Below are 23,904 nucleotides of genomic sequence, written 5' to 3' on the forward strand. Positions count from 1 at the left end.
AAGGGGCGATCCTGCGCCGGCTTGCGTAACATAGCCGGCGCATGACTTCCGTCTTCCCGATTACTCCGCTCCTTCCCGACATCCTCGCTTCCCTGGCCGAGCGTCCACGACTCGTGCTCGAAGCGCCGCCCGGCGCCGGCAAGACGACCCAGGTGCCGTTGGCCCTGCGCGATGCCCCCTGGCTGTCCGGGGGGCGAATCGTGGTGCTCGAGCCGCGTCGCATCGCAGCGCGCGCCGCCGCAGCTTTCATGGCGGCGCAACTCGGCGAGCAGGTCGGCGAAACGGTGGGTTACCGGATCCGTTTCGAGTCCCGCGTGGGGCCTCGTACGCGCATCGAAGTGGTTACCGAGGGCATTCTCGGGCGAATGATCCAGCAGGATCCGGCACTGGAAGGTGTCGGTGCGATCCTGTTCGACGAGTTCCACGAGCGGCATCTGGCTGGCGACCTGGGTGCGGCGCTCGCGCTCGACGTCCAGTCCAGCCTGCGCCCGGATCTGCGCCTGCTGATCATGTCGGCAACGCTGGACGGCGAGCGCATTGCGCGATGGCTCGATGCGCCTCGCCTGAGCAGTCCCGGCCGAAGCTTCCCCGTGTCGATCACGCATACGCCCGCGCGGCCACAGGAGACGATCGAGCAGCATCTTGCGCGTACCGTGCTCCAGGCGTTGCGTGAGCATCCCGGCGACGTGCTCGCCTTTCTTCCCGGTCGGCGTGAGATCGAGCGCGCGCGCGGCATGCTGGAAAAGCAGGGCGACGATCTCGAGGTTGTCGCCCTGCACGGTGAGCTTTCGCTGGCCGAGCAGCAACTCGCGCTTTCGCCAGCGGATGCCGGTGTGCGTCGCGTGGTGCTCGCGACCAATGTCGCCGAGTCGAGCGTGACCTTGCCGGGCATCCGCGCGGTGGTCGATGCCGGTCTCGCGCGCGAACCGCGCTTCGATCCGCAGTCCGGCTTCACGCGACTGGAAACTGTCCATATCTCACAGGCATCGGCGGACCAGCGCGCGGGTCGCGCAGGTCGCGTCGCGGAGGGTGCCGCCTATCGACTCTGGCCGCAAAGCCGCCGTCTCGAGCCGTCGCGCACCGCGGAAATCGAGCAGGCCGAGCTCTCCGGCCTTGCGCTCGAACTGGCGGGGTGGGGCAGCGACAACCTGCCCTGGCTGGATGCGCCGCCGGCCGGCGCCATGGGCCAGGCACGCGATCTGCTACGCCGCCTCGGCGCGCTCGACGGAGCTTCCGCTATCACACGTCTTGGCCGCGACATGCTGGCGCTCGGCGCGACACCGCGCCTGGCGGCGGCCGCCTTACGCGCAGCCCCGGAGCGTCGTGCCCTGGTCGCCGACCTGCTCGCGCTGACCGAAGCCCGTTCACCGCTGCGGGGTGAGCAGGGGCGCACCGATGACTTTCGCCAACGCGTGGCCGCCCTGCATCTCTGGCGCGACGCCGGCGCGCGTGGTGCGCGTGCGGGTTCGGCGGACATCGGCGCACTCGCCGCGATCGAGAAGGCATCGGCGGGATGGCGAAGGCGACTGGAGATTCGATCGTCTGCCAGCGGCGTGCCGGATTCACACGCCGTCGGTGACCTCCTCGTGCACGCGTTTCCCGATCGCGTCGCACGTCGCGACGAAGGCCAACCGATGCGCTATCAACTGGCCAATGGCCGTGGTGCCCGCTTGCATGAGGCGAGTGCGTTGCTTGGCGAACCGTGGCTGGTCATCCTCGACCTGCGCCTCGACGCGCGCGACAGCCTCGTTTTCGCCGCGGCGCCTTTCGACCCCGACGTACTCGAGCGCGACCACGCGGATCGCTTCGTCACCGAGCGGGTCATGCGATGGGACGACGACCGGCAGATTGCCGAGGCATTCGAAGAACGACGCTTCGATGCCCTGGTGATCTCCCGAAAAGCCATGCCGGTCAGGGGCGACGATGCCGTGCCTGCACTGCTGGCGGGCATCCGCGCGCGGGGCATCGACAGCCTGCCATGGAGCGACAACGCACGTCGACTGCGTGCGCGTATCGGCGCACTGCGTGTGTGGCGACCCGAGTTGAACCTGCCCGACGTTGCCGATGCCACGCTGTTGCAATCGCTCGAGTCGTGGCTGTCCTCGTATCTCTCGGGCAAGCGTCGGCTCGAGGCCTTGCAGGCAGCGGAGCTGTCAGAAGCGCTCTCATCCATGCTCGACTATGAGCAGCGTCGTGCGCTCGACGCTCACGCCCCGGAAGAACTCAAAGTCCCCAGCGGCATGACGCGCCGCCTGGAATACGGAACGCGCGACGACGATCCGGGTGCGCCACCCGTGCTCGCCGTGAAGTTGCAGGAATTGTTCGGCCTAGCCGACACGCCGCGCGTGGGCGACGGGAGCATGCCGGTCATGTTGCACCTCTTGTCGCCCGCCGGTCGTCCCATCCAGGTGACACAGGACCTTGCTGGTTTCTGGAACCGGACCTATCCGGAAGTGAAGAAGGAACTGAAGGGGCGCTATCCGAAGCATCCCTGGCCCGAGGATCCCTGGACGGCGACCGCAACGCACCGAGCGAAACCGCGGGGGACCTAGCCGACGCGGGCGCAAGGCCCGGACCGACGGCAATGTCAGCGCATCAACGCCAGCTCGTCTCCCACTGCCGATGGTTTGGCCGATAAGAGCTTGCTTCAATGGCGTGACCACCCCGATCTCCACGAGGTGCTCGAAAAGGAGTTTCGTCATGATTCCCGCCGCGTTTGCCACCCACCCCACGCCGTTGCTCTTACGCGCCATCGTGGGTCTGCTGGCCTTCGTGTCCGCGCCATCGATCCAGGCCTCCCGGCACACCGAAGATGCCATGTCGGCCTTGATCCAGGAATACTCCCGCGAGGGCACGAGTGCGGAATATGTCGCGCGCTCGGACGATCACTCCTATGAACGCTACGTCCTGCGCCGTCCGGGATTTCCCTATTCCGATGTGCTCCAGGTGACATTGCCTGAACCCGACGCCCCGACACGACGTGCGATCGCCGCCATCTCGACGGCGGACTACCCGGTGAACCATCGCGACCTCCACGCGATGAAAGTGTGGGACCTCGGTTACACGAAAAGCAGGGTCGGTCGCGAGATTCCCCGATTGCCCAACGAACTGGCGACCATTCCGGGCGCGGCAAGCCTGGTCAAGTCCGGTGTCGATCCGGACATCTATACGCAGGCCAGCTATCTGGCCGGCGCGCCCTATCCGACGATCGCTGCGAACTATGCGATCGCCGCCCAGGTGCTACGTACGAAGCTCGCAACGACGCCGAGAACGCTGTGGGCGGAGCACGGCTTGCGGCACGACGTCCTGGACAGGTTCCTGCACGCATCGACGGGTGCCGCCGTACACGACACCGATCTCTACTACCTGATCCATTTGCTGGATGGCGCGATGTCGACATGGTCGGTCGGCGCTCTCAGCAGCTACGGTCTCAGGGAGCTGCCGACGAACTTGCGCGTGGCTCGCCTCGCGGCCGCGTACCGCGAGCGTATGCCCTACGAACACGACCCTTGCCGCGATGACCGGACGTACGATCCAAGTCACGCAGGCATGGGTGGCGTGGACAAACGGCCTCTTTGTTTCGACGACGCGACCGACCGTGCCGTCCATTTTTGGTACGCGTCACGCTTTCGCGCGGAGTTGTCGACCGTGCTGCCCGTGCGTCGTAGTGGTACGACCCTCATCGAGCGTATGGCGGCACCGTTGACTGAAAGTCGCCAGGGCTGGATCGGTGTTCGCCGCAACGGACTCCTCGAAGATACGGTCCGCCTCGAGGTCATCGAGTCCAAGATTGCCGACACCTTGCTGTCCGAAGGTCTCTTGCCGTATCGCGATGCCTTCGACATCTCCCGGCGCGCCCTGCAGCTGACCTGTCGGGCGGGAAGCTGATCATGACGACGAAACCATCACGGCACCTCATCGGCGCGGCACTCTTCCTGCTTCTGTCTCTCGGCACGGCGGCACCGGCCTTCGCGCAAACGACTCCCCCAGGGGGCGTCACCGAGCTCGCCGTCGAGCACGATGACGATCACATGATGCAGACGTGGCTCGGTGCGGCGCTGAACGATTACGCCAACGCCATGACGCGATGGCTCATGGATGCGGCCCACGCACAAGGCGGCGTCGTCTCGGAACGGGCTTTGGTTCGTTTCCAGCGTCAGCTACGCACGGCTACATTCGCCTACTTCGAATACAGCTATCTCGTCGACGGCGTGGCCTACAGCCGGATTTACCTTGCAGCGTCCGGACGACCGTTCGCGACCTATATCGATCCGCGTTCCGTGGGGCTGATCGCACCGCGTCAGGCCGACGCACACTATTTCTCCTCCGACAACGTCGTCCGGCATGCGTCGGCTGGCGCAGCCGATGAGTCGGGCGTCACCCCGCGGCCGAATCGTCCGAGCATTCCCAATCGCGGCAACGATGCCGAGATCAAGGTCCTTCAATCGATCATGCGTGACATCGCTTCGCGTGAGGTCCAATCCGGCGGACGCCTCACCGGTTTCGTCAGCAAGCAACCGTGCGATTCATGCAGCGCCGCACTGCGCCAGTTCGCGGTGGAAACGGATGCTGACGTCCATGTCAACTATGTTCACGGCGCGAATGAAGACGGCCTACGCACGCCGGCATGGACCGCCCTGCGGCAGGCACGCGACGCCTTGATCGACGATCTCACGACGCTCTTCACCCGACCGGTCGCGGCTTTGCCCCCGGCGCCCGCGCATCCGGCGGACGATGACAGGCCATCGACGTCGGTGTGCGGCCGATCAGCCTAGGGGGCGCACCCGAAAATTGCGGCCCTTGATCTTGCCGGCACGCAGGCGTTCCAGCGCTTTGTTGGCAAGGTCTCGCTGAATCGCCACGTAGGCGCGCGTGGCGTAGACATCGATCTTGCCGATGTCCTTGGCCTGGAGTCCGGCGTCGCCGGTCAGCGCGCCAAGAATGTCACCCGGGCGCAACTTGTCCTGACGCCCGGCATCGATCACCAGGGTCTTCATCGGAGCCAGGTTGAGCACCTTGCGTCCGTCACCGACGGGCTTGGCGGGATAGCGCAGCATCGGTCCGCCGAGACGCTCCTCGATCGCGCGGATCTTGGGCTGTTCGCGCGAACCGACGAGCGTGATCGCCAGGCCCTTCGCGCCAGCGCGCCCCGTGCGGCCTACGCGATGCGTATGGGTATCGGCATCGTGCGCAACGTCGTAGCTGACCACCAACGGGAGGTCGATGATGTCCAGGCCGCGCGCCGCCACGTCGGTCGCGACGAGGATGTTGCAGCTGCGATTGGCGAAGCGAACAAGCACCTCGTCGCGGTCGCGCTGTTCGAGGTCGCCATGCAGCGCGAGCGGCGAGAAGCCGCGACGGTCGAGTTCCGCCGCCAGGGTCTCGGTGTCCTTTCGCATGTTGCAGAACACCAGCGTCGCGTCTGGCTTTTCGTGGGTAAGGATGCGCGACAGCACATCGGGTTTGTTCGTCGGCTCGACCTCGATCATGCGCTGCTCGATGGTGTTCTCGTCGTGCTTCTCCTCCACGGTGACCGTGACCGGGTTGCGCTGCACGCGGCCGCTGACGGCGCGGATCGCATCCGGGTAGGTCGCAGAGAAAAGCAGGGTCTGGTGATGCTTCGAGATGCGCTTGACGATGTCGTCGATCGCTTCCTCGAAACCCATGTCGAGCATGCGATCTGCCTCGTCGAGCACCAGCACCTTGATGCCGCCGCCGTGCAGGCTTTCGCGCTTGAGGTGTTCCTGCACGCGCCCCGGCGTGCCGACGACAATGTGTGGATCGTGCTCCAGCGAGGCGAGCTGCGGACCCAGCGGCATGCCGCCGCAAAGGGTGAGCAGCTTCACGTTGGGCAGGTTGACGGCGAGACGGCGAATCGCCTTGCTCACCTGGTCGGCGAGCTCACGGGTCGGACACAACACCAGGGCCTGTAGCCGGATCTGCGTCAGGTCGAGTTGCTGTAACAGGCCGAGGCCAAACGCGGCGGTCTTTCCGCTGCCCGTGCGTGCCTGGGCGATCACGTCACGGCCCTCGAGGATCGACGGCAGGCTTTCCCGCTGGATGGGCGTCATCTCCGCGTAGCCGAGGGATTCCACGGCGGCGAGGAGGGCGGGGGAAAGCGTAGTCTGGGCGAAGGCATTCATTCGCCTATGATCGCACGGCGGGTCGGGGGACGCCTTTCCGACCGTCAGCAGCCGGTCGCCGGGTCTTTCGGAATGCGTGGCCGGGTCGGCGGTGATCCCTCGGACGACCCCTCCGACACAGGCGGGAGGCGGATCGGACCCAGACGGAAGGAACGCCGTGACCAGGGCATGCGTTTGAACGACCGGCCCATAGCGCGGGGGCTCAGCAACCGTCTGACCTGGCCTTCGCGCGCGCCGTGCAACAGGTCGAATGCCAGCAGGGGGCGATCGGTGACGGCATCGACCAACAGGTCTCCTCGCAGGCGGGCTTTCCCCGAAGAAACCAGTTCATCCAGTCCCGCGCCCCGCACAGAGGGATAGAGATGCGACAGGCGGATATCGACGGCATAGGTGTCCGAAAATCGCCTCATGGCGTTTTCGCATGACGTGCAGACCAGCTCGCTGACGCTGCCGCGAATACGTCCACCGCCGGGGACCACCTGATCCTGCAAGTCTTTCTCCAGTGACCGCAATGCCTTGAACTCCGGATCGAAAAGACGATCCCTGTCAGCGACAACGAAGGCATCGAGGACGGACGCGCCGCGAGCCCTCACCGGCGCCCTGACACCGAACTCGCCGAACCCCGTGTAGAAACGGCTGTCTGCCAGGTCGAGGGCGGCTTCCTCCGCCACGGGCAGCGTATGGGAGGCGAACTCGAATTCAGATTCGGAGCCAGACGGGCTGAGCGGACTGTCCGGCGTGCCAGGGCGCGTCGGCCCCTCGAAAATCGACCTGGCGACGGAACTCAGTGAACGTCCGCCCATGGCATGGTACACGCGCACGTTCGGAAGGCCGTTCAGGGTGAAGTGGTATTCCAGTCGTGCCACCGGCGCACCACGCATCGCCTCCTCGAGTGCTTCCCAACGAATGGCGCGATACTCATCGCGGTAACGTTCGTTGACCAAGGTGCGCATGGCGTCGACATAGTGCTGGCTGGTTGCTTCGAGAAACGCCGTGACATTGCCTTCGTCGAGCGTAATACGCTCGAGTTCGACCGCCCCTGTCGCACGCGCGGAGGACGTGGCGGACATGACGACGGCGGTTGACAGGACGATGAGAAGTCGTTGGCGCATGCTGGGTCACTCGGGGAGCGGACAGAAAAGGCGATCGGCCCGCGCGGCGGCCATATCGGCCTCGGTGGACGTGAGCAGCCTTGCCGTGACGAGATCGTCGGCGGCAACGGCCTCGAACATTTCGATGAACGGTGCAAGGTCCAGCAGCACGAGCATGGCTGACACGAACCCGGCCAGCCGCTGCATGCCGTCGTGTTCGCGTTCGGGCACCCAACGCGCCTGTCGGTCCGATTCGTCGACATACCAACGGTGAATGGCACGATCGGTCGCCGCGACGAAGCACAGGGGGCGCTCATCCCCTTCGGCACCCGTACCGGCGGACCCGTCGTGCGGTGTCGCGCTGGGTGTACACGGGAATCCGCTGAGATAACCTTGCGCATCCCGATAGGCCGCGGCCACGCGGGCAACACGAAACGCGGTGGGGAGTGCACGCGATCCTGTCGTCGCGCGACCGCCCACCTGCCAGTGAATCAGACGATGCTGCACGAGGGTGGTGAGGTAATGCAGGTCATACGTGGTTACCCGGTCGAGATAAGCGGCATTCATCACGCGGTGAAAGACGTCTTTATCGATGCCGAGGGACGCTTGACGGGCTGAATCGGTTTCACGAAGCTGCTGGCGCAGGATCTGCATGGCGACGGCGTATGTCGCCGCTCTCGTGGAATGCCTGAAGCCCGTGAGGTCGACCATATGCCAAAAGATATCGGCGTCGACATCCGCCTTCGCGGCGCTGGCGGCGACGAACGGATCGCGAAAACCGCTGCGTGTCACCACATCTAGCCCGGGTCTTGCGCGGGTAAGACCCAGGTCCCAGTTCAATACGGCCAAGGCGTCACTCGTCGACAGGTTCCCCGGAAGTCGCGCCAGGACGTCAGGCCATTCGACATCGTTAGTGAACGCGGGATCGCCCTTTACGTCCGAGTAGGGCGAGGTCGGGTCGACGAGTAGCTGATTCAGCGTGGTGTCCTGTGCCTGCGGCGCGTCATCGCCTCCAGCGCGAGCCATACGCTCGCGCTGGAGGTGGCTGAAAACGTCGACGCCGACGATCGTCGTGGCGAGCGTTGGCATGCCGGGGAAGGCGACAAGCGCCATACCTAGCAGGAACACCTCCCTCTTCAACTCAATCACCGCACGGCAGGGCAACCGTCCGACGCGCTTCTTCGGCCTCGATACGCTCGAGGGCATCCGGGATCTTTTGCGACGTCCTGTCAAGAGGCACAAATTCACTGATGACATTCCTCTTCAGGTAGTCATCGCGGCGCCTTCTCAGAACGCCGGACAATCGAGTGCTCTCGCTTTCGATGGCATTCGTGGCCGGCTCGGATCCGGGTTCGAGCAATTGAAAGATGTTTCCGTCGATGTCATACGCGGCGGCGAGTTTCTCCGATGCCGCCTTGCACGAGGGGCACACTGACTTGCTGACATAGCCAACCAGCCTTCCGCCTTTCGGCACGGCCCGAGCAGCGATATCGGTCTCGAGCTTGCGGAAGATCTTCAGTTCCGCATCGCCCGCATGGAGAGGATCGTTGGCCACCACGCCATCGGCTACGCCCGGAAGATTCGGCGCACGTGCGCGAAGGGACGTATCGGCCGGATAGAATCCACCTTCAGCGATGTCCAGCGCAATGTCATCGTCGGTGATGACGTAGCGGCCTGAGCTCTCCTCCGTCGATCCGTCATCGAAGTTCCGCTTGGTCATTCGGCGGAAGGTGACGTCCATCGCCGGACCGCTGCGCGCATAGTAGGTCCTTGAGCGTAGACGCCCTGCCTCGGTGTAGACGTATTCCATTCTTGCAACGGTGGCCTGCTTGGTGGCCTTGAACAGGTGTACCTTCGCTTTGCCAGTGAATGGGCCCTTGATACCTTTCTCAGGTATGGCCATGCGAAAGGCATCGACGAAGACTTTTGAATCGCTGTTCAGCATGGCTGCGACAGCGTCACCATGCGCGGTATCGATTTTGATTTTGCCTGCGAAAGCCGTCGAGGCAGAGAGCGCGAACGCAAGTGCGGTCAAGCGGATGGCGCGTGATGCGAACAGGGTGATCATGTGCGGAGCCTGCACTTCAGCTGGGTCGCACGTTCTTCCACGACGGCGGCTTCTTCGTCGGTCAGTGCACCTTCGGCACTCAGTTCGTTGACAAGGTTGGCTTCCGTAAACTCGACAAAGCCCGCAATGTCGACCAGCGTGAGAACCACGCTGAACCAGAACTGGACGCGTAGCTGTGCGTCATCCGGGCTATGGTGCGCGCGACGGACACTCGCTTCCTCCTGACGCATCTTGCGGCGATACCACGACTGTACGGCCTGATCGGTCGCGGCGACGAAGCACAAGGGGCCAGCGCCTTCAGTCGCGGCCGGCCCCGTGGGCAGGCGCTTGGCGGGATCGTTGCCCGTGCAGGTCCCTCCGGGAACCGTGTAGCCGCCTGCATCGGCATAAGCCGCCGCGACTCGCGCGACGCGATACGCAGCGGGCAGCTGTCGGCGCCCCTTGGAGTCGACGGTGAAACTGTTGTCGGATAGCGCGTAATGGAGCAGTGAGGAAAGGTAGTCTTCGTCGCTATCGGTCAGGTTTCCCGGGTAGAGCTGGTCGAGATAGCGTGCAAGGACATCGGGCTTGATGCCACGTGCTTCGTACGTTTCGGGTGCGTAGCTACGGATTTGGTCGCGGAGCAGCTGCAATGCCACCGCTTGTCCGGCCGCAAGGGTGGACAGTGCGCCGTTGAAGTCTCTTGCCTTCCAGAAGATGTCCGCGTCGACGCCGGCTTTGATCGCATTGGCGGCGGCATAGCCATTGCGGAAAGCGATGATTGACGCCTTGTCGACGATCACGTCGACGCCGATCCTCGCCTTCGTGAAGCCGCCCTGCCACTGCAGCATTTCGAGGGCCGCCGCATTCTTGTCTGCGGCATCGATCGGAAGGCCATCGACGAAGTCGTACCACCATACCTCGTTGGTGATCGGGGGGTCGTCGCGCAGCGCGCTGTATGGGAAGTCGGGGTTTTCCAGGAAGCCGGACACGTATTGACGCGTGCTGTGATTGAACGCCTTGTCGACACCCAAGGTCGCGGTGCGATGACGGACGAGTTCACGGTAGACATCGACCGTCGTTGGATCCGCGGCCAGGGCCGGGAGGGGCAGGAGCGCAGCAAGGCACGCCAGCCGTAGGAAGGGCTTCATGTAGGGGTAACATCCATGTGGGCGTTTCAGAGGTGCCGACGTCATGTCAGCCCGCATAGTCTCCGGCAAGGCACGAGAACGCACCATCAGGGTTGCCCTTGATGGTCGCAATCATGTCTCGTGTCGCTATGTCAGCGGATTCTGACCGGACCTACCAGCGAGTGCGTTCCGGCAACAGGCCCTTCAGTTCGGCTTCGGTCAGGTTGCGCCACTGACCGGGCTTCAGATGGCCCAGCTTCACGTTGATGATCCGCACGCGGCGTAGTTGGGTCACGCGGTAACCGAACTCGGCGGCCATCAGGCGGATTTGCCGGTTGAGGCCTTGCTTGAGCACGATGGAGAAGCCGAACTTCGCGATCTTGCGCACGCGGCAGGGATCGGTCATCTGGTTGTGGATGCGCACGCCCTTGGCCATGCCGCGAATGAACTCATCGGTCACCGCCTTGTTCACCGCCACGAGGTATTCCTTCTCGTGGCCGTTCTCCGAGCGGAGGATCTCGTTGACGATGTCGCCGTTGCTGGTGAGCAGGATCAGGCCTTCGGAGTCCTTGTCCAGGCGTCCGATGGGAAAGATGCGCTGCGGGTGGTCGACGAAGTCGACGATGTTGCCGTCGACGGTCTGGTCGGTGGTGCAGGTGATGCCGACCGGCTTGTTCAGCGCGATATAGATGCCGCGACTCTTCGCCGACTCGGGGGCCATCGTGCGCGCGACGACGATCTCGCCGTCCACGCGCACCACGTCGCCGTCGAGCGCCTTGGCGCCCATGCCGACGACTTCCTCGTTGATCGTGACACGGCCGGCGACGAGCAGTTCGTCCGCCTCGCGTCGCGAACACAGGCCGGCCTCGCTGATGTACTTGTTGACCCGCATGGCGTTACGAGCGAAGACCGACGCCGCGCGAAAGCAGGCGCAAGGCAACGGCGCTGAGTCCGACCACGAAGACCAGCATCACGATGAACGCAGTGACGATGGGGACGTCGCTTACGCCCAGCACGCCGAAGCGGAAGGCATTGACCATGTAAAGGATCGGATTGGCCAGCGAGATCGTGTGCCACGGCTCGCCAAGCAGGTCCACCGAATAGAACACGCCGCCGAGATAGGTGAGGGGCGTGAGCACGAAGGTCGGCACGAGGGCGATGTCGTCGAATTTCTTTGCAAACACGGCGTTGACGAAGCCTGCCAGCGAGAACACGGTCGCGCCGAGTACCACCGAAACGAACGTGATGATCGGGTGGGCGACGTGCAGGTCGGTGAAGAACAGTGCGATCACCAGCACCAACGCACCCACGATCACGCCGCGGGTGACCGCGCCGGTGACATAGCCCAGCAGGATCACCCAGTTCGACATCGGCGAGACCAGCATCTCCTCGACGAAGCGGCCGAACTTCGCGCCGAAGAACGACGAAGAGATATTGCCGTAGCTGTTCGTGATGATGCTCATCATGACCAGGCCGGGCACGATGTACTGCATGTACGTGAAGCCATGCATGAGGCCGATGCGGCTGCCGATGAGCTTGCCGAAGATGACGAAGTACAGCGTCATCGTGATCGCCGGGGGGATCAGCGTCTGCGTCCAGATGCGCAGGATGCGTGCGATCTCGCGACGAACGATGGTGTTCAGCGCGACGAGGTTGGTGGCCGCGCTCATGCCGCGTTCTCCCGGCCGTGCTCGACCAGTCGGACGAAGAGTTCTTCCAGGCGATTGGACTTGTTGCGCATCGAGGTCACGGTGACGCCGTGCGAGGAAAGCGCGGCGAACAGGGAGTTCAGGTCGTGGGAGCGGGACATCTCGGCTTCGATGGTGTGATCGTCCAGGGTGCGCAGGACCACACCCGGCAAAACAGGGAGAACGCCGGGAGCGCTGGGAACGTCGAGCACGAAGGTCTCGACATCGAGCGTGGCCAGCAGGCTCTTCATCGAGGTGTTCTGCACGATGCGGCCCTGGTCGATGATCGCGATGTTGCGGCAGAGCTGCTCGGCTTCCTCGAGGTAATGCGTGGTGAGGATCACCGTGGTGCCGGCGGCGTTGATGCCGCTGACGAACTGCCACATGGAGCGGCGGATCTCGATGTCGACGCCCGCGGTGGGCTCGTCGAGGATCAGCAGCTTCGGCTCGTTCATCATCGCGCGGGCGATCATCAGGCGGCGCTTCATGCCGCCCGAGAGCGTGCGGGCCTGCAGGTGCGCCTTGTCCCACAGGCGCAGTTCCTTCAGGTACTTCTCCGCGCGCTGGGAAGCCTCGGCGCGACCGATGCCGTAGAAACCGGCCTGGTTCACGCAGATGTCGAAAGGCTTCTCGAACTGGTTGAAGTTGAGTTCCTGGGGCACCAGGCCGATCAGGTGCATCGCCTCGCTGCGGTGCTTGTGGATCGACACGCCGAAGATCTCCGCGTCGCCCGAGGTCGAGTTGACCAGGGAGGAGAGGATGCCGATGAGGGTCGATTTACCAGCACCGTTGGGCCCGAGCAGGGCGTAAAAATCGCCCGGTTCGACGGTCAGGGAGATGCCCTTGAGGGCCTCCACGCCGTTACCGTAGGTCTTGCGTAAGTTCGTGACGTTTAAAGCAGGAGTGGTCATGGGCTGCGCCGGGATGCCAAGCCGCCTATTATACCGGCCTTTGTCTGTCCACCTTGTTCCCGTACGTCAACAGAGACTTTCCATGGCCGAACAATTCCAGCTCCGACTCGCCGACAGCTTCATGCTCGCCCCCGCGGTGCGGCACCTGTCGTTCGAGCGCGCCGACGGCCAGCCGCTGGCCTTCGTGCCCGGGCAGTTCCTCCAGGTCCACTTCGCGTACGACGACGGCAAACCGACCAAGCGCAGCTACTCGGTGGGCACGATCGGCGACGGGACGGGGCCGGTCGAGCGGATCGAGATCGCGGTGAGCTATGTGGACGGCGGGGCAGCGACCAAGCTGCTGGGCGGTCTGAAGGCGGGTGAGACGGTCGATGCCAGTGGGCCGTACGGCCGTTTCTGCCTGATGGACGCCGACCAGAATCAGCGCTACATCCTGATCGCCACGGGCACCGGGGTCACCCCGTACCGCGCCATGTTGCCGCAGATCGCCAGCCTCATCGCCAGCCGGGGCTGCCGTTTCGTGCTCCTTTACGGCGCCCGCAACGAGGGTGAGCTCCTCTACGGCGAAGAATTCGAGGCCTTCGCCCGTCAGCACGAGGGCTTCGATTTCCATCCCTGCCTGAGCCGCGGTGCCCGGCCGAATCCGCGTCCGCACGACCGGCTCGGCTACGTCCAGGACATGCTGGCCGAGCTGGAGCCCAACGGCGAGCGGGACATCGCCTACCTCTGCGGCAACCCGAACATGGTCGACGCGGCCTTCGCCGCCCTGAAGGAACAGGGCTTGTCGGTCCAGCACATCCGTCGCGAGAAATACATCTCTTCCCGCTAAAACCGCCCGCCCGGCCTATACTTGCGCCCCATGCACGCCCACGTCCTTCCGCCCCATCTCACTCCGGACATGCGGCGCTACGCGACGCTGGACCAGCGTCTGCTGGCGGCCGTCCGGGCCATCCGCATCCTGCCGACCGTGTCCTGGCCGGCCTCGGTCGAAGAGCGCCTCATCGCCGAATTCGGCGCAGGGCGGCTGTCCCTGCCGGATATCCGCTATCGGCCACCGGACCTGGGTGACACCCGGGCGGAGCTGGAAGCGATCGAGCGGGAGGTCTGCGAAGACCATCCGATCGCCGAATACCTGCGCCGGACCGCCGAATCCTGGCGTGTGGCGACGGAAATGCTGGATGCCGCCGGCACCGATGGCGTGACCACCGCGTCGGTCGCGCTCTATGGCAAGCCGGGTGACGCCATCCCCGGCAGCAATCGCAGCAACCTGGATGCGGCCCGCTACTTCGTCGACCTGGCCGACGAGTTGGGCGCCGACCTGGAAACCGAGGACGCGACGGGGACGATCCCGGCGGAAGACCTGCGCCGGGACATGACCGAGATGCTCGATGCGTTCTTCTCGCCCGGCACGATTTCGGTGGAAGTCGATCCCGAACTCACCGCCAAGGCGGCGGCAGGTGCGACCCGTATCCGTCTGCGCGGCGGCATCCGCTTCACCGAATACGATCGCCACCAGTTGCTGGCGCACGAGGCCTTCGTGCATTCGCTCACCGCGCTCAACGGTCGCGAACAGCCGGTGCTTGCCTCGTTGGCGCGTACTTCGCCGCGGGTCACCGCGACGCAGGAGGGTCTGGCCGTCTTCGCCGAACTGATGTCGGGCGCGATCGATATTTCCCGGCTCAAGCGCATCAGCCTGCGCATCCTGGCGATCGACATGGCATTGAACGGCGCCGACTTCGTGGATGTATTCCGCTATTTCCGCGAATGCGGGCAGAACGTCGCGGACAGTTTCCACTCGGCACAGCGTGTGTTTCGCGGCGTGCCGCTGACCGGCGGTTCGGCCTTCGCCAAGGACAACGTCTACCTCACCGGCCTTCTGGCCGTGCACACGTTCTTCCGTTGGGCGCTGCGCCAACGTCGCCTCGATCTGCTGCGTAACCTGTTTGCCGGAAAGCTCGCCCTGCACGACGTCATGAGCCTCGAGGCCCATTTCGCAAGCGGTGACATCGTCGCGCCGCGTTACCTGCCGCCGTGGATGCAACATGTACATGGTCTGGCCGGCAAGCTCGCGTTCTCGTTGTTCGTCAACCACATCCATATGGCCGGCGTGGAAGCCGAGGAAATTTCCCTCGGCTTGTGACGTCGTGGTTTACCGGCCCGGCGCGATCGTGAAGTCGCCAGGCGAGACGGCGAAGAACGGTCGCCAATCGCAGCGTACGCGAAGGCGCGCATGATCCGTCTGCGTGGCGATGACTGGAAGCACGACGTCGGCTTCGCCGTCATTGCGTTCGTCCGTTGCCACGGGCTCGGGCAGCCACGTACGGCCGCCGTCGACGGAAAGATCGATCTCGAGGAAGTGGCAGTCGATCGGCGCCACCGTCGTGTCGGCAACGTCCCAGTGCAGGCGAAGCCGCTGCCCAGCGACACCACGCGCGCCTTTGGTGGGCGACAGCACAGCGAAGGGGCGGCCGGTGTCGATGACACGCACCCGGGTATCGGCACCGGCCACCGTCGCCGTGCCACTCCCGCTGTCTCTCACGGTCAGGCGAAAATTGAGAAAGCGCGAGGTGGTCGGCAACGTTTCACCCGGTTCGGCGGTTTCATGGCCGAGAACGGCGGCCATCCTTGGAAAGCTGCGCACGGCGTAGGGCGTCGGTGCGAACGAGCGGAACAAGGGGCCGTTGCCGCGATCGGTCAGTTCGCGTTTCTGTGCATCGCCGGCATCCATCTGTTCCCACGCGTACGTGAGGTGCGTGCCGGCCGCGTCGGGCTCCACCGATGCCGCGAGCATGAAGGGGGTTCGCGCCGGTATGACCTTCTCTTCCGCAAAGGGCTCGGGGTCGATCCATGGCGCCGCGACGGGGTTGATACGCTTGGCGGCGCATCGCCCGCCGCGTGATCCGAGCCAGGTTTGCATCTGCGCGATGTTCACCGCATGGAAATACAGGTCCGAACGATCCTGCAATTGCTGCGCGGCGCCTCCGCAGCCCGAGGGGGCGTAACCCATCGCGGTACTGCCGCCACCGGGTTCCATGGCACGGTCATCGAGTGTCGAGCGACCGCATCCATTGGCCGTCGGCCACGCACCTAGCTGGCGTCCGAGCACGTGAATCATGAAGCCGATCGCATGAGGTTCGCTTTCGGGATGTGCGTGACCGCTCCAGGCAGCGGCTTTGTGCGTGGCGAAAAACTCGGCACGACGATCGTCGCTGCACGAGGTTCCGATGTGGCTTTCTCCGCCGAACATCGTCGTCACGGCGTGGCCGATGTCGTAGTTCGCCTTGCCGATCTCGCGATCGATCAACTGTACCGTGGCCGGACCGGGATCCATGCGACGGTAAGGGTCACGTCGCGGGTTGGCGCGAATGATCCGGTCGTTGTTCTCGGCCAGGGTGAAGTGCACGCCGATATCCGTTTCGAAGACCTCGTTCGCACGGTTCACCGCGTGCACGATCTCGCCGAGTGCGCCTTCGACGGTGCCCCCAAAATGGGCGACATAGCGGCTGTCCGCGGCAACGGCCAAGCGGAAGTCGTAGCGCATGCCGCCGCCGGCGTGCGCCAGTGCTGGGACAGATGCGAGATCTTTCGTGCCGAAGCCAGGCGCCGTCACGGCGGCCTCGGTCGACGGGGCCGACGTGTCAACCGACGCAGCCGCAGCCGTAGTCGTGGCCGCAGCCGCAGCCGCATCCAGCTCACCGGGGCGAACCAGCCACTCCGTCGCACCATGGCGAACGCTGGCTCTCACGCCGGCTGCCGAGAGGTCGAGTCGCACGGTGCGCCCTTCCTCGTCGCTTCCCCGGAAGCTTCGCAGGCCCGGAAATCGGGCGGCAAGGCCCGGCGGAAGCGTGCCTGAGTCGTGTACGCGGAAGCGCGATGATGTGGCGATGCCGGTGGGAAGAGCCACCTCGGTGCTGCGGCTGGCATCGCTGGGCAGGCGGAGCAAGCTGCGACGCAACGCCGGCTCATCGATGACCTCGGTGGCTTGGGACGCCAGTGGGAACACGCCGCCCACCAGGGCGGTAACGATAGCGAAACGTGACATGACGATGCTCGACGATCAGGAAGAGCCGTCGACGGTAGACGTGTCCGCGCGGCACATCTGCCGGGATCCGCATGGCTGATATGTAGCCTTTTCATATCACTGGATGTCGCAATGCAACACACCCCGGGTCGGGCGAATCGTCATGGCGGTGCTAACATCGACGCCCTGTAGCGCGGCTTCCAGCCCGCTCCCTCGTCCCCATTCCATCCAGCTCCCACAGGACCCCATGGCCATCTCCGAGGAACTGCGGCAAGCCGCGCTCGAGTACCACCGCCTTCCCCGTCCGGGCAAGATCAAGGTCACGCCGACGACGTCGCTGCTGACCCAGCGCGATCTTTCCCTCGCGTATTCGCCCGGCGTTGCTGCGGCGTGCGACGCGATCGTCGCCGACCCGAGGGAGGCCGCCGAACTGACTGCGCGCTCGAACCTGGTCGCGGTGATCACCAACGGCACGGCGGTGCTGGGCCTGGGCAACATCGGTGCCCTGGCGAGCAAGCCGGTGATGGAAGGCAAGGGCGTCCTGTTCCAGAAGTTCGCCGGTATCGATGTGTTCGACATCGAGATCAACGAGAGCGATCCGGACAAGCTGGTCGACATCATCGCCAGCCTCGAGCCGACCTTCGGCGGTATCAACCTCGAAGACATCAAGGCGCCGGAGTGCTTCATCGTCGAGCGCAAGCTGCGCGAGCGGATGAAGATTCCGGTGTTTCACGACGATCAGCATGGCACGGCGATCATCGTCGGTGCGGCGGTCATCAACGCGTTGCTGGTCACCGGCAAGAACATCGAAGACGTCAAGCTCGCCACCACCGGCATGGGCGCCGCAGGCATCTCCTGCGTCGACATGCTGGTAACGCTTGGCCTGAAGCGCGAGAACATCCTCGCCTTCGATCGCGACGGTGTGTTGCACACCGGCCGCACCGACCTCGATCCGGACAAGCAGCGCTACGCACGCGACACCGACAAGCGCACGCTGGCCGAGATCGTCGTTGGCGCGGACATCTTCCTGGGTCTCTCGGCCGGCGGCATCCTCAAGCCGGAAATGGTCGCGACCATGGCCGAGCGCCCGATCATCTTCGCGCTGGCCAACCCGAATCCGGAGATCCTTCCGGAGGATGCGAAGGCGGTTCGCCCGGACTGCATCATGGCCACCGGCCGTTCGGATTACCCGAACCAGGTCAACAACGCCCTGTGTTTCCCGTACCTGTTCCGCGGCGCGCTGGACGTGGGCGCATCGGTCATCAATGAACAGATGAAGGTGGCCTGCGTGAAGGCCATCGCCGAGCTGGCGCGGCGCGAAGCGTCCGACGTCAGTGCGCGCGCCTACGGTGGCAAGCCGCCGAGCTTCGGCCCCGAATACCTCATTCCGCAGCCGTTCGATCCACGTTTGCTGATCCAGTTGCCGCCGGCGATCGCCCAGGCAGCGATGGATTCCGGCGTGGCGGAGCGTCCCATCACGGACTTCCCGGCCTACATCGACCAGCTCACCAGTTTCGTGTTCCGCACCGGCCTGCTGATGAAACCGGTGTTCGATCGCGCCAAGGCCGATCCGAAGCGCGTGGTCTACGCCGAAGGCGAAGAAGAGACCACGCTGCGCGCCGTGCAGACCGTGGTCGATGAAGGCCTGGCCCGGCCGATCCTGGTCGGTCGTCCCGATGTCATCGAGCGCCGCATCGCGCGCGCCGGCCTGCGCCTCAAGCCGGGCGTGGACTTCGAGATGTGCAACATCCACTCGGATCCGCGTTTCGAGGATTACTGGCGCCTCTACCACTCGATCATGGAGCGCCGTGGCGTCACGCCGGCCTCGGCGAAGGCCGTGGTGCGCTCGCGTCCGACCGTGATCGCTGCGCTGATGGTGGAGCGGGGCGAGGCCGACGCGATGATCTGCGGCCTGGTCGGCACGTATCACAGCAAGCTCGACTACATCACCGACATCATCGGCCTGGATGAAGGCATCGCCGAAGCCTCCGCCATGGCCGCGGTATCGACGGAGAAGGGTACGTTCTTCTTTCTCGATACCTATGTGCAGGACGATCCGACCGCCGAGCAGATCGCCGAGGCGACCCTGCAGGCCTCGCTCCGCTTGAAGCTGTTCGGCATCCAGCCCAAGATCGCCCTGCTGTCGAACTCCAATTTCGGTGGCCGGGAGACGCGCAGCTCGAAGAAGATGCGTGAAGCCCTGCGCCTGATCCGCGAAAAGGCGCCGCGCCTCGAGGTGGAAGGCGAAATGCAGGCCGATGTGGCCCTCACCCCGGAACTGCGCGAGAAGATCTTCCCGAACTCGCGCCTGGAAGGTAAGGCCAATGTCTTCGTCTTCCCCAACCTGGATGCCGCCAACACGGCCTACAACATGATCCGTGTGCTGTGCGATGGCGTGGTCATCGGCCCGATCCTGATGGGCGTGGCCAAGCCGGCCCACATCCTGACGCCGCAGGCCACGGTACGCCGGGTGGTCAACATGACCGCGGTGGCCTGTGTCGAGGCACAGATCCGGGCCGGGAAGCCGCGTACAGTTGTAACTGATTGATTTATGGTCGATGTGGGAGCCGCTTCAGCGGCGATCCCGCGACAGCGGGCCACATCACCAAATCCCTGCAAGATCCGATTTAGAACGAGACAAACCGCCATACCGCCGCGTATGTGAAAACTTCGCGGTATCATGGAAAGGTTTTCCCGCCACCCCAGCGGGCTTCCCAGACCTCATGAAGCGCGCGCCAGGCGCGAGCGGAGCATCCATGGACCAGATCGACGATATCCTGAACCAGGACCTCGACCCCACCGAAACCCGTGAATGGGTCGAGTCGCTCAACGCCGTCATCAATCACGATGGCACCGAGCGCGCGCACTTTCTGCTCGAGCGGATGGTCGACTCCACCCGTCGCTCGGGCGGCTACCTGCCGTTCGACCCGACGACCGAGTACGTCAACACCATCCCGCCGCACATGGAAGCGCGCAGCCCGGGTAACGCCGCCATCGAATGGCGCATCCGCTCGCTGATCCGCTGGAACGCACTGGCCACCGTCGTGCGCGCCAACCGCAAGCCGGGCGACCTCGGCGGCCATATCTCCAGCTTCGCCTCCTCGGCGACGCTGTACGACGTCGGCTTCAACCATTTCTGGCGCGCTCCGAGCGCCGAGCACCCGGGCGATCTGGTGTTCCATCAGGGCCATTCGGCGCCGGGCGTCTACGCACGTTCGTTCCTCGAAGGCCGCATCACCGAAGAACAGCTCGACCTCTTCCGCATGGAAGTGGAAGGCAAGGGCAAGGGTCTCTCCTCGTACCCGCATCCGTACCTGATGCCGGACTACTGGCAGGTACCGACCGTGTCCATGGGCCTGGGCCCGATCCAGGCGATCTACCAGGCACAGTTCTGGAAGTACCTCGAGCACCGCGGCCTGATCCCGAAGTCCGATCGCAAGATCTGGTGCTTCATGGGCGACGGCGAGTCGGACGAGCCGGAGTCGCTGGGTGCGATCTCGCTCGCCGGCCGCGAAGGCCTCGACAACCTCATCTTCGTCATCAACTGCAACCTGCAGCGCCTCGATGGCCCGGTCCGTGGCAACGGCAAGATCATCCAGGAACTGGAAGGTGTCTTCCGTGGGGCCGGCTGGAACGCGATCAAGGTCGCCTGGGGCAGCTACTGGGATCCGCTTCTCGCCCGCGACACCACGGGCAAGCTGCGCCAGCTGATGATGGAAACCGTCGACGGCGAGTACCAGGCCTGCAAGGCCTTCGGCGGCGCGTACACGCGCGAGAAGTTCTTCGGCAAGTATCCGGAAACCGCCGCGCTGGTCGCCAACATGTCCGACGACGACATCTGGCGCCTCAACCGCGGCGGTCACGATCCGCACAAGGTCTATGCGGCCTACCACGCGGCCGTGAACACCAAGGGCATGCCGACCGTGGTCCTCGCCAAGACGGTGAAGGGCTATGGCATGGGCGCGGCCGGTGAGTCGCAGAACCCGGCGCACAACCAGAAGAAGATGGACACGGACGCGATCCGCGCCTTCCGCGACCGCTTCAACATCCCCATTCCCGACGACAAGCTCGAGGAAGTGCCGTACTACCATCCGGGCAAGGACTCGGAAGAAGTGCAGTACATGCTCGAGCGCCGTCGTGCACTCGGCGGTTCGCTGCCGCAGCGTCGTCGCAAGTCGGACCAGTCGTTCACCGCGCCCTCGCTCGAAGCCTTCGAGCAGATCACCAAGGGCACGGGCGAGCGCGAGATCTCGACCACGATGGCCCTCGTCCGCGGCATGAACCTCATGCTGCGTGACAAGGAGCTCGGCCCGCGCCTGGTGCCGATCGTCGCCGACGAAGCCCGCACCTTCGGCATGGAAGGCATGTTCCGTCAGATCGGCATCTACGCGCCGTTCGGTCAGAAGTACCGTCCGCAGGATGCCGACCAGCTGCTGTACTACCGCGAAGACCAGAAGGGCCAGGTCCTCCAGGAAGGCATCAGCGAAGCCGGCGGCATGAGCGCCTGGCTGGCGGCGGCGACGAGTTACAGCATCAGCAACGTGGYGATGCTGCCGTTCTTCATCTACTACTCGATGTTCGGCTTCCAGCGCATCGGCGACCTCTGCTGGGCAGCGGGCGACATGCGTGCGCGCGGCTTCCTCATCGGCGGCACCGCCGGCCGCACCACGCTCAACGGCGAAGGCCTGCAGCACGAAGACGGTCATTCGCACCTGCTCTCCGGCGCGATCCCGAACGTCATCTCCTACGATCCGACCTTCTCGTGCGAGCTGGCGGTGATCCTGCAGGACGGCACGCGCCGGATGATGCAGGAGCAGGAAGACGTCTACTACTACATCACCGTGATGAACGAGAACTATGCCCATCCCGACCTGCCGAAGGGCAGCGAGGAAGGCATCGTCAAGGGCATGTACCTGTTCAAGGACGGTGGCAAGGCGAAGAAGAACGAGACGCGCGTGCAGCTGCTCGGCTCGGGCACGATCCTGCGCGAAGTCATCGCCGCCGCCGAGCTGCTGGAGAAGGACTTCGGCGTGTCGTCGGATATCTGGTCGGTGCCGAGCTTCTCGGAAGTCCGCCGCGAAGGCTTCGACGCCGAGCGCTGGAACCGCCTGCACCCGGAAGCCACGCAGCGCGTGCCGTACATCACCGGCCTGCTCGGTGAGCGTCAGGGCCCGGCGATCGCCGCGACCGACTACGTTCGTGAGTTCGCCGACCAGGTCCGCGCGTTCATGCCCGATGGCATGCGCTACACGGTGCTGGGCACGGACGGCTACGGTCGCAGCGACTCGCGTGCGAACCTGCGCAGCCACTTCGAGGTCGATCGCTACTGGATCGCCCACGCCGCCCTGGCCGCCCTCGCGAAGGACGGCAAGGTCAACGCGAAGGACGTGAGCCGCGCCATCAAGGAATACAAGCTGGACGTCGACAAGCCGAACCCGCTGTACGCCTGATAGCAAGGCATCGAGAAGGGGCCGGAGCAATCCGGCCCCTTTTTTGTTGAGCGGTGCCCTTGTAGGAGCCGATTCATCGGCGAAAAGGGTGCTAGCCAAGACCTGCCCCCCCCCCAACGTCACATCCCGTCCATGGCATTGCCACCCCGAAGCTGGTATTTCTCCAAGGCATACGACCTGGGATTCCTGCCATGCGCCTCGCTCTTCTCGCTGCCTCCATCCTCTCCCTCGCCGCCTGCGCGACCACGCCTTCCGACCACGGCTCCCGCTCGCGACTGCTGTATATCGCCGGCGCCAAGGTGCCGTGCACGAACGGCGTCATGAAGACCGAGTGCCTGCAGTACCGCGAAACGCCGAAGGACGCCTGGCAGATCAACTACGCGCCGGTGGAAGGCCTCGACTGGAAGGCGGGTAACGAATACCTGGTGAAGATCACCGAGGTGCACGCGAAGAACGTGCCGGCCGATGCGTCGCCGGTGACGTGGCATGTCGACAAGATTGTCGAACAGCATCCGGTGCCGTAAATCGCGCTGCGCGACTACAGACAACTGCAAGTTGATTTGATACGGTCGCTTCGTTGTCTGCGTTGTCGATTCGAAACGCGTCGCAGGCAACCATCGCTCGATGCGATGAGAAGCGCGGCCCGAGAGTGCTAGAACACTCCCGAGCCGCTGATCAAACCAACTTGTACGGAGCTGATTTGACTATGTCACATCATACGGCACTCGTTCGCCCGCCGAATCCCCTCGGCGACACCCCCACCGGTTACCGGGACGTCTGCCGACACGGCAGACACGCCTGACGAACGGCGGCGACAGTCGTTTCCTTAAGGTTTTTCTTGGCCGTCTTACCCGGCGCGTAGTTGCGTGGGTTCGCGACCAGGGCTGACGCCGCCACCCACTTCGTCGAAGCACGCCACCCGGCGCCCGGCCTCGGGCTGCCGATGAACCCGCGAGTCCGCGTTTTGCCCGCGGCACGCTGCGCTGTGCGTGGCGTGCCGCACCTTGGACGCGCGCTGCCCTTTCAGTTGCGAGCACGCCATGAACTCATCGACTACAACCTGCACGAATTGTCGAGCTGACCCCTACGTCGATTCTCACAATCTGCTGAACGAAGCCACCGAGTGGCTGCAATACGCTCGAGGTCTCACGCAGTTGCTCGCAGAACTTGTCCACGAAGCCGAGGCAGTTGACTGCCAGCGCATGTCGCTCGGGCTCGACGCCATTGCGGCGCTGACGCGTATGGGGCTGCAGTGCACGGCAGATGCGCATGCGCGGATGTCGTGGGAGCGAGCGGCGCGTGAGAGCAGAGGGCGGTGCGAATAGAAGAAATCGGAAAAATGCGCTCAATACGCCAGCGCCGCTCCGCTTTGTTTGTCATCTATTGCATGCTTGTTGTCCAACTTTGGCGTGACGGAACACGA

General features: G+C 64.5%; 17 protein-coding genes. 8 read left to right on the forward strand and 9 right to left on the reverse strand.

Features of this window, described 5'->3' with window-relative positions:
* Positions 1-41 precede the first annotated feature (41 nt).
* From hrpB to AC1DYM_RS09340, 3 genes are all read left to right on the forward strand, one after another.
* Positions 42-2,552, forward strand: coding sequence for an ATP-dependent helicase HrpB (gene hrpB, locus AC1DYM_RS09330; RefSeq protein WP_477337694.1), 2,511 nt, complete (start codon positions 42-44; stop codon positions 2,550-2,552).
* A gap of 148 nt (positions 2,553-2,700) precedes the next feature.
* Complete coding sequence (locus AC1DYM_RS09335) at positions 2,701-3,888, forward strand: hypothetical protein (RefSeq protein WP_477337695.1); 1,188 nt, start codon at positions 2,701-2,703, stop codon at positions 3,886-3,888.
* 2 nt (positions 3,889-3,890) lie between these two features.
* Positions 3,891-4,775, forward strand: coding sequence for a deaminase domain-containing protein (locus AC1DYM_RS09340; RefSeq protein ID WP_477337696.1), 885 nt, complete (start codon positions 3,891-3,893; stop codon positions 4,773-4,775).
* Here AC1DYM_RS09340 and dbpA read toward each other — a convergent pair.
* The 8 genes from dbpA to AC1DYM_RS09380 form a co-directional block, all read right to left on the reverse strand.
* Positions 4,767-6,143 (reverse strand): ATP-dependent RNA helicase DbpA, encoded by a 1,377-nt coding sequence (gene dbpA / locus AC1DYM_RS09345; protein WP_477337697.1) that lies wholly within the window; start codon positions 6,141-6,143, stop codon positions 4,767-4,769. The genes AC1DYM_RS09340 and dbpA overlap by 9 nt on opposite strands.
* 44 nt (positions 6,144-6,187) lie before the next feature.
* Positions 6,188-7,255 carry a hypothetical protein gene (locus AC1DYM_RS09350; RefSeq protein WP_477337698.1) on the reverse strand — a complete coding sequence of 356 codons (1,068 nt, stop codon included), beginning with the start codon at positions 7,253-7,255 and terminating at the stop codon, positions 6,188-6,190.
* 6 nt (positions 7,256-7,261) lie between these two features.
* On the reverse strand, positions 7,262-8,347 hold the full coding sequence (locus tag AC1DYM_RS09355) for a hypothetical protein (RefSeq protein ID WP_477337699.1): 1,086 nt from the start codon (positions 8,345-8,347) through the stop codon (positions 7,262-7,264).
* A 28-nt stretch (positions 8,348-8,375) separates the two neighbouring features.
* A complete protein-coding gene (locus AC1DYM_RS09360; protein WP_477337700.1) occupies positions 8,376-9,302 on the reverse strand; it encodes a hypothetical protein in 927 nt (308 codons plus the stop codon).
* Positions 9,299-10,432, reverse strand: a complete 1,134-nt coding sequence (locus tag AC1DYM_RS09365) for a hypothetical protein (RefSeq protein WP_477337701.1) — start codon at positions 10,430-10,432, stop codon at positions 9,299-9,301. Before AC1DYM_RS09365 ends, AC1DYM_RS09360 begins: the two co-directional genes overlap by 4 nt.
* Positions 10,433-10,583: 151 nt before the next feature.
* Positions 10,584-11,303: a pseudouridine synthase gene (locus AC1DYM_RS09370; RefSeq protein ID WP_477337702.1), complete on the reverse strand. Its 720-nt coding sequence runs from the start codon at positions 11,301-11,303 to the stop codon at positions 10,584-10,586.
* A gap of 4 nt (positions 11,304-11,307) precedes the next feature.
* Positions 11,308-12,081, reverse strand: coding sequence for an ABC transporter permease (locus tag AC1DYM_RS09375; RefSeq protein WP_046966902.1), 774 nt, complete (start codon positions 12,079-12,081; stop codon positions 11,308-11,310).
* The gene (locus AC1DYM_RS09380) at positions 12,078-13,010 is read right to left on the reverse strand and encodes an ABC transporter ATP-binding protein (protein WP_477337703.1); all 933 of its coding nucleotides are present in this window, start codon (positions 13,008-13,010) and stop codon (positions 12,078-12,080) included. Before AC1DYM_RS09380 ends, AC1DYM_RS09375 begins: the two co-directional genes overlap by 4 nt.
* 82 nt (positions 13,011-13,092) lie before the next feature.
* Between AC1DYM_RS09380 and AC1DYM_RS09385 the strand changes: the two genes are divergently transcribed.
* Together AC1DYM_RS09385 and AC1DYM_RS09390 are read left to right on the forward strand one after the other, a co-directional pair.
* Positions 13,093-13,839, forward strand: coding sequence for an FAD-binding oxidoreductase (locus AC1DYM_RS09385; RefSeq protein WP_477337704.1), 747 nt, complete (start codon positions 13,093-13,095; stop codon positions 13,837-13,839).
* A gap of 30 nt (positions 13,840-13,869) precedes the next feature.
* Entirely contained in the window at positions 13,870-15,150 is a 1,281-nt protein-coding gene (locus tag AC1DYM_RS09390; protein ID WP_477337705.1) for a flavohemoglobin expression-modulating QEGLA motif protein, read from the forward strand.
* A gap of 9 nt (positions 15,151-15,159) precedes the next feature.
* On the opposite strand, the gene AC1DYM_RS09395 is transcribed toward AC1DYM_RS09390, so the two are convergent.
* Entirely contained in the window at positions 15,160-17,052 is a 1,893-nt protein-coding gene (locus tag AC1DYM_RS09395) for a reprolysin-like metallopeptidase (protein ID WP_477337706.1), read from the reverse strand.
* A gap of 226 nt (positions 17,053-17,278) precedes the next feature.
* On the opposite strand from AC1DYM_RS09395, the gene AC1DYM_RS09400 reads away from it, so the two are divergent.
* The 3 genes from AC1DYM_RS09400 (at position 17,279) to AC1DYM_RS09410 (ending at position 23,005) form a co-directional block, all read left to right on the forward strand.
* On the forward strand, positions 17,279-19,579 hold the full coding sequence (locus AC1DYM_RS09400) for an NADP-dependent malic enzyme (RefSeq protein ID WP_477337707.1): 2,301 nt from the start codon (positions 17,279-17,281) through the stop codon (positions 19,577-19,579).
* 208 nt (positions 19,580-19,787) lie between these two features.
* On the forward strand, positions 19,788-22,481 hold the full coding sequence (gene aceE / locus AC1DYM_RS09405; RefSeq protein WP_477337708.1) for a pyruvate dehydrogenase (acetyl-transferring), homodimeric type: 2,694 nt from the start codon (positions 19,788-19,790) through the stop codon (positions 22,479-22,481).
* 191 nt (positions 22,482-22,672) lie between these two features.
* Positions 22,673-23,005: a DUF4377 domain-containing protein gene (locus AC1DYM_RS09410; RefSeq protein ID WP_477337709.1), complete on the forward strand. Its 333-nt coding sequence runs from the start codon at positions 22,673-22,675 to the stop codon at positions 23,003-23,005.
* Positions 23,006-23,904: the final 899 nt, after the last annotated feature.

Source organism: Luteibacter sp. P1_D3 (assembly GCF_056406135.1).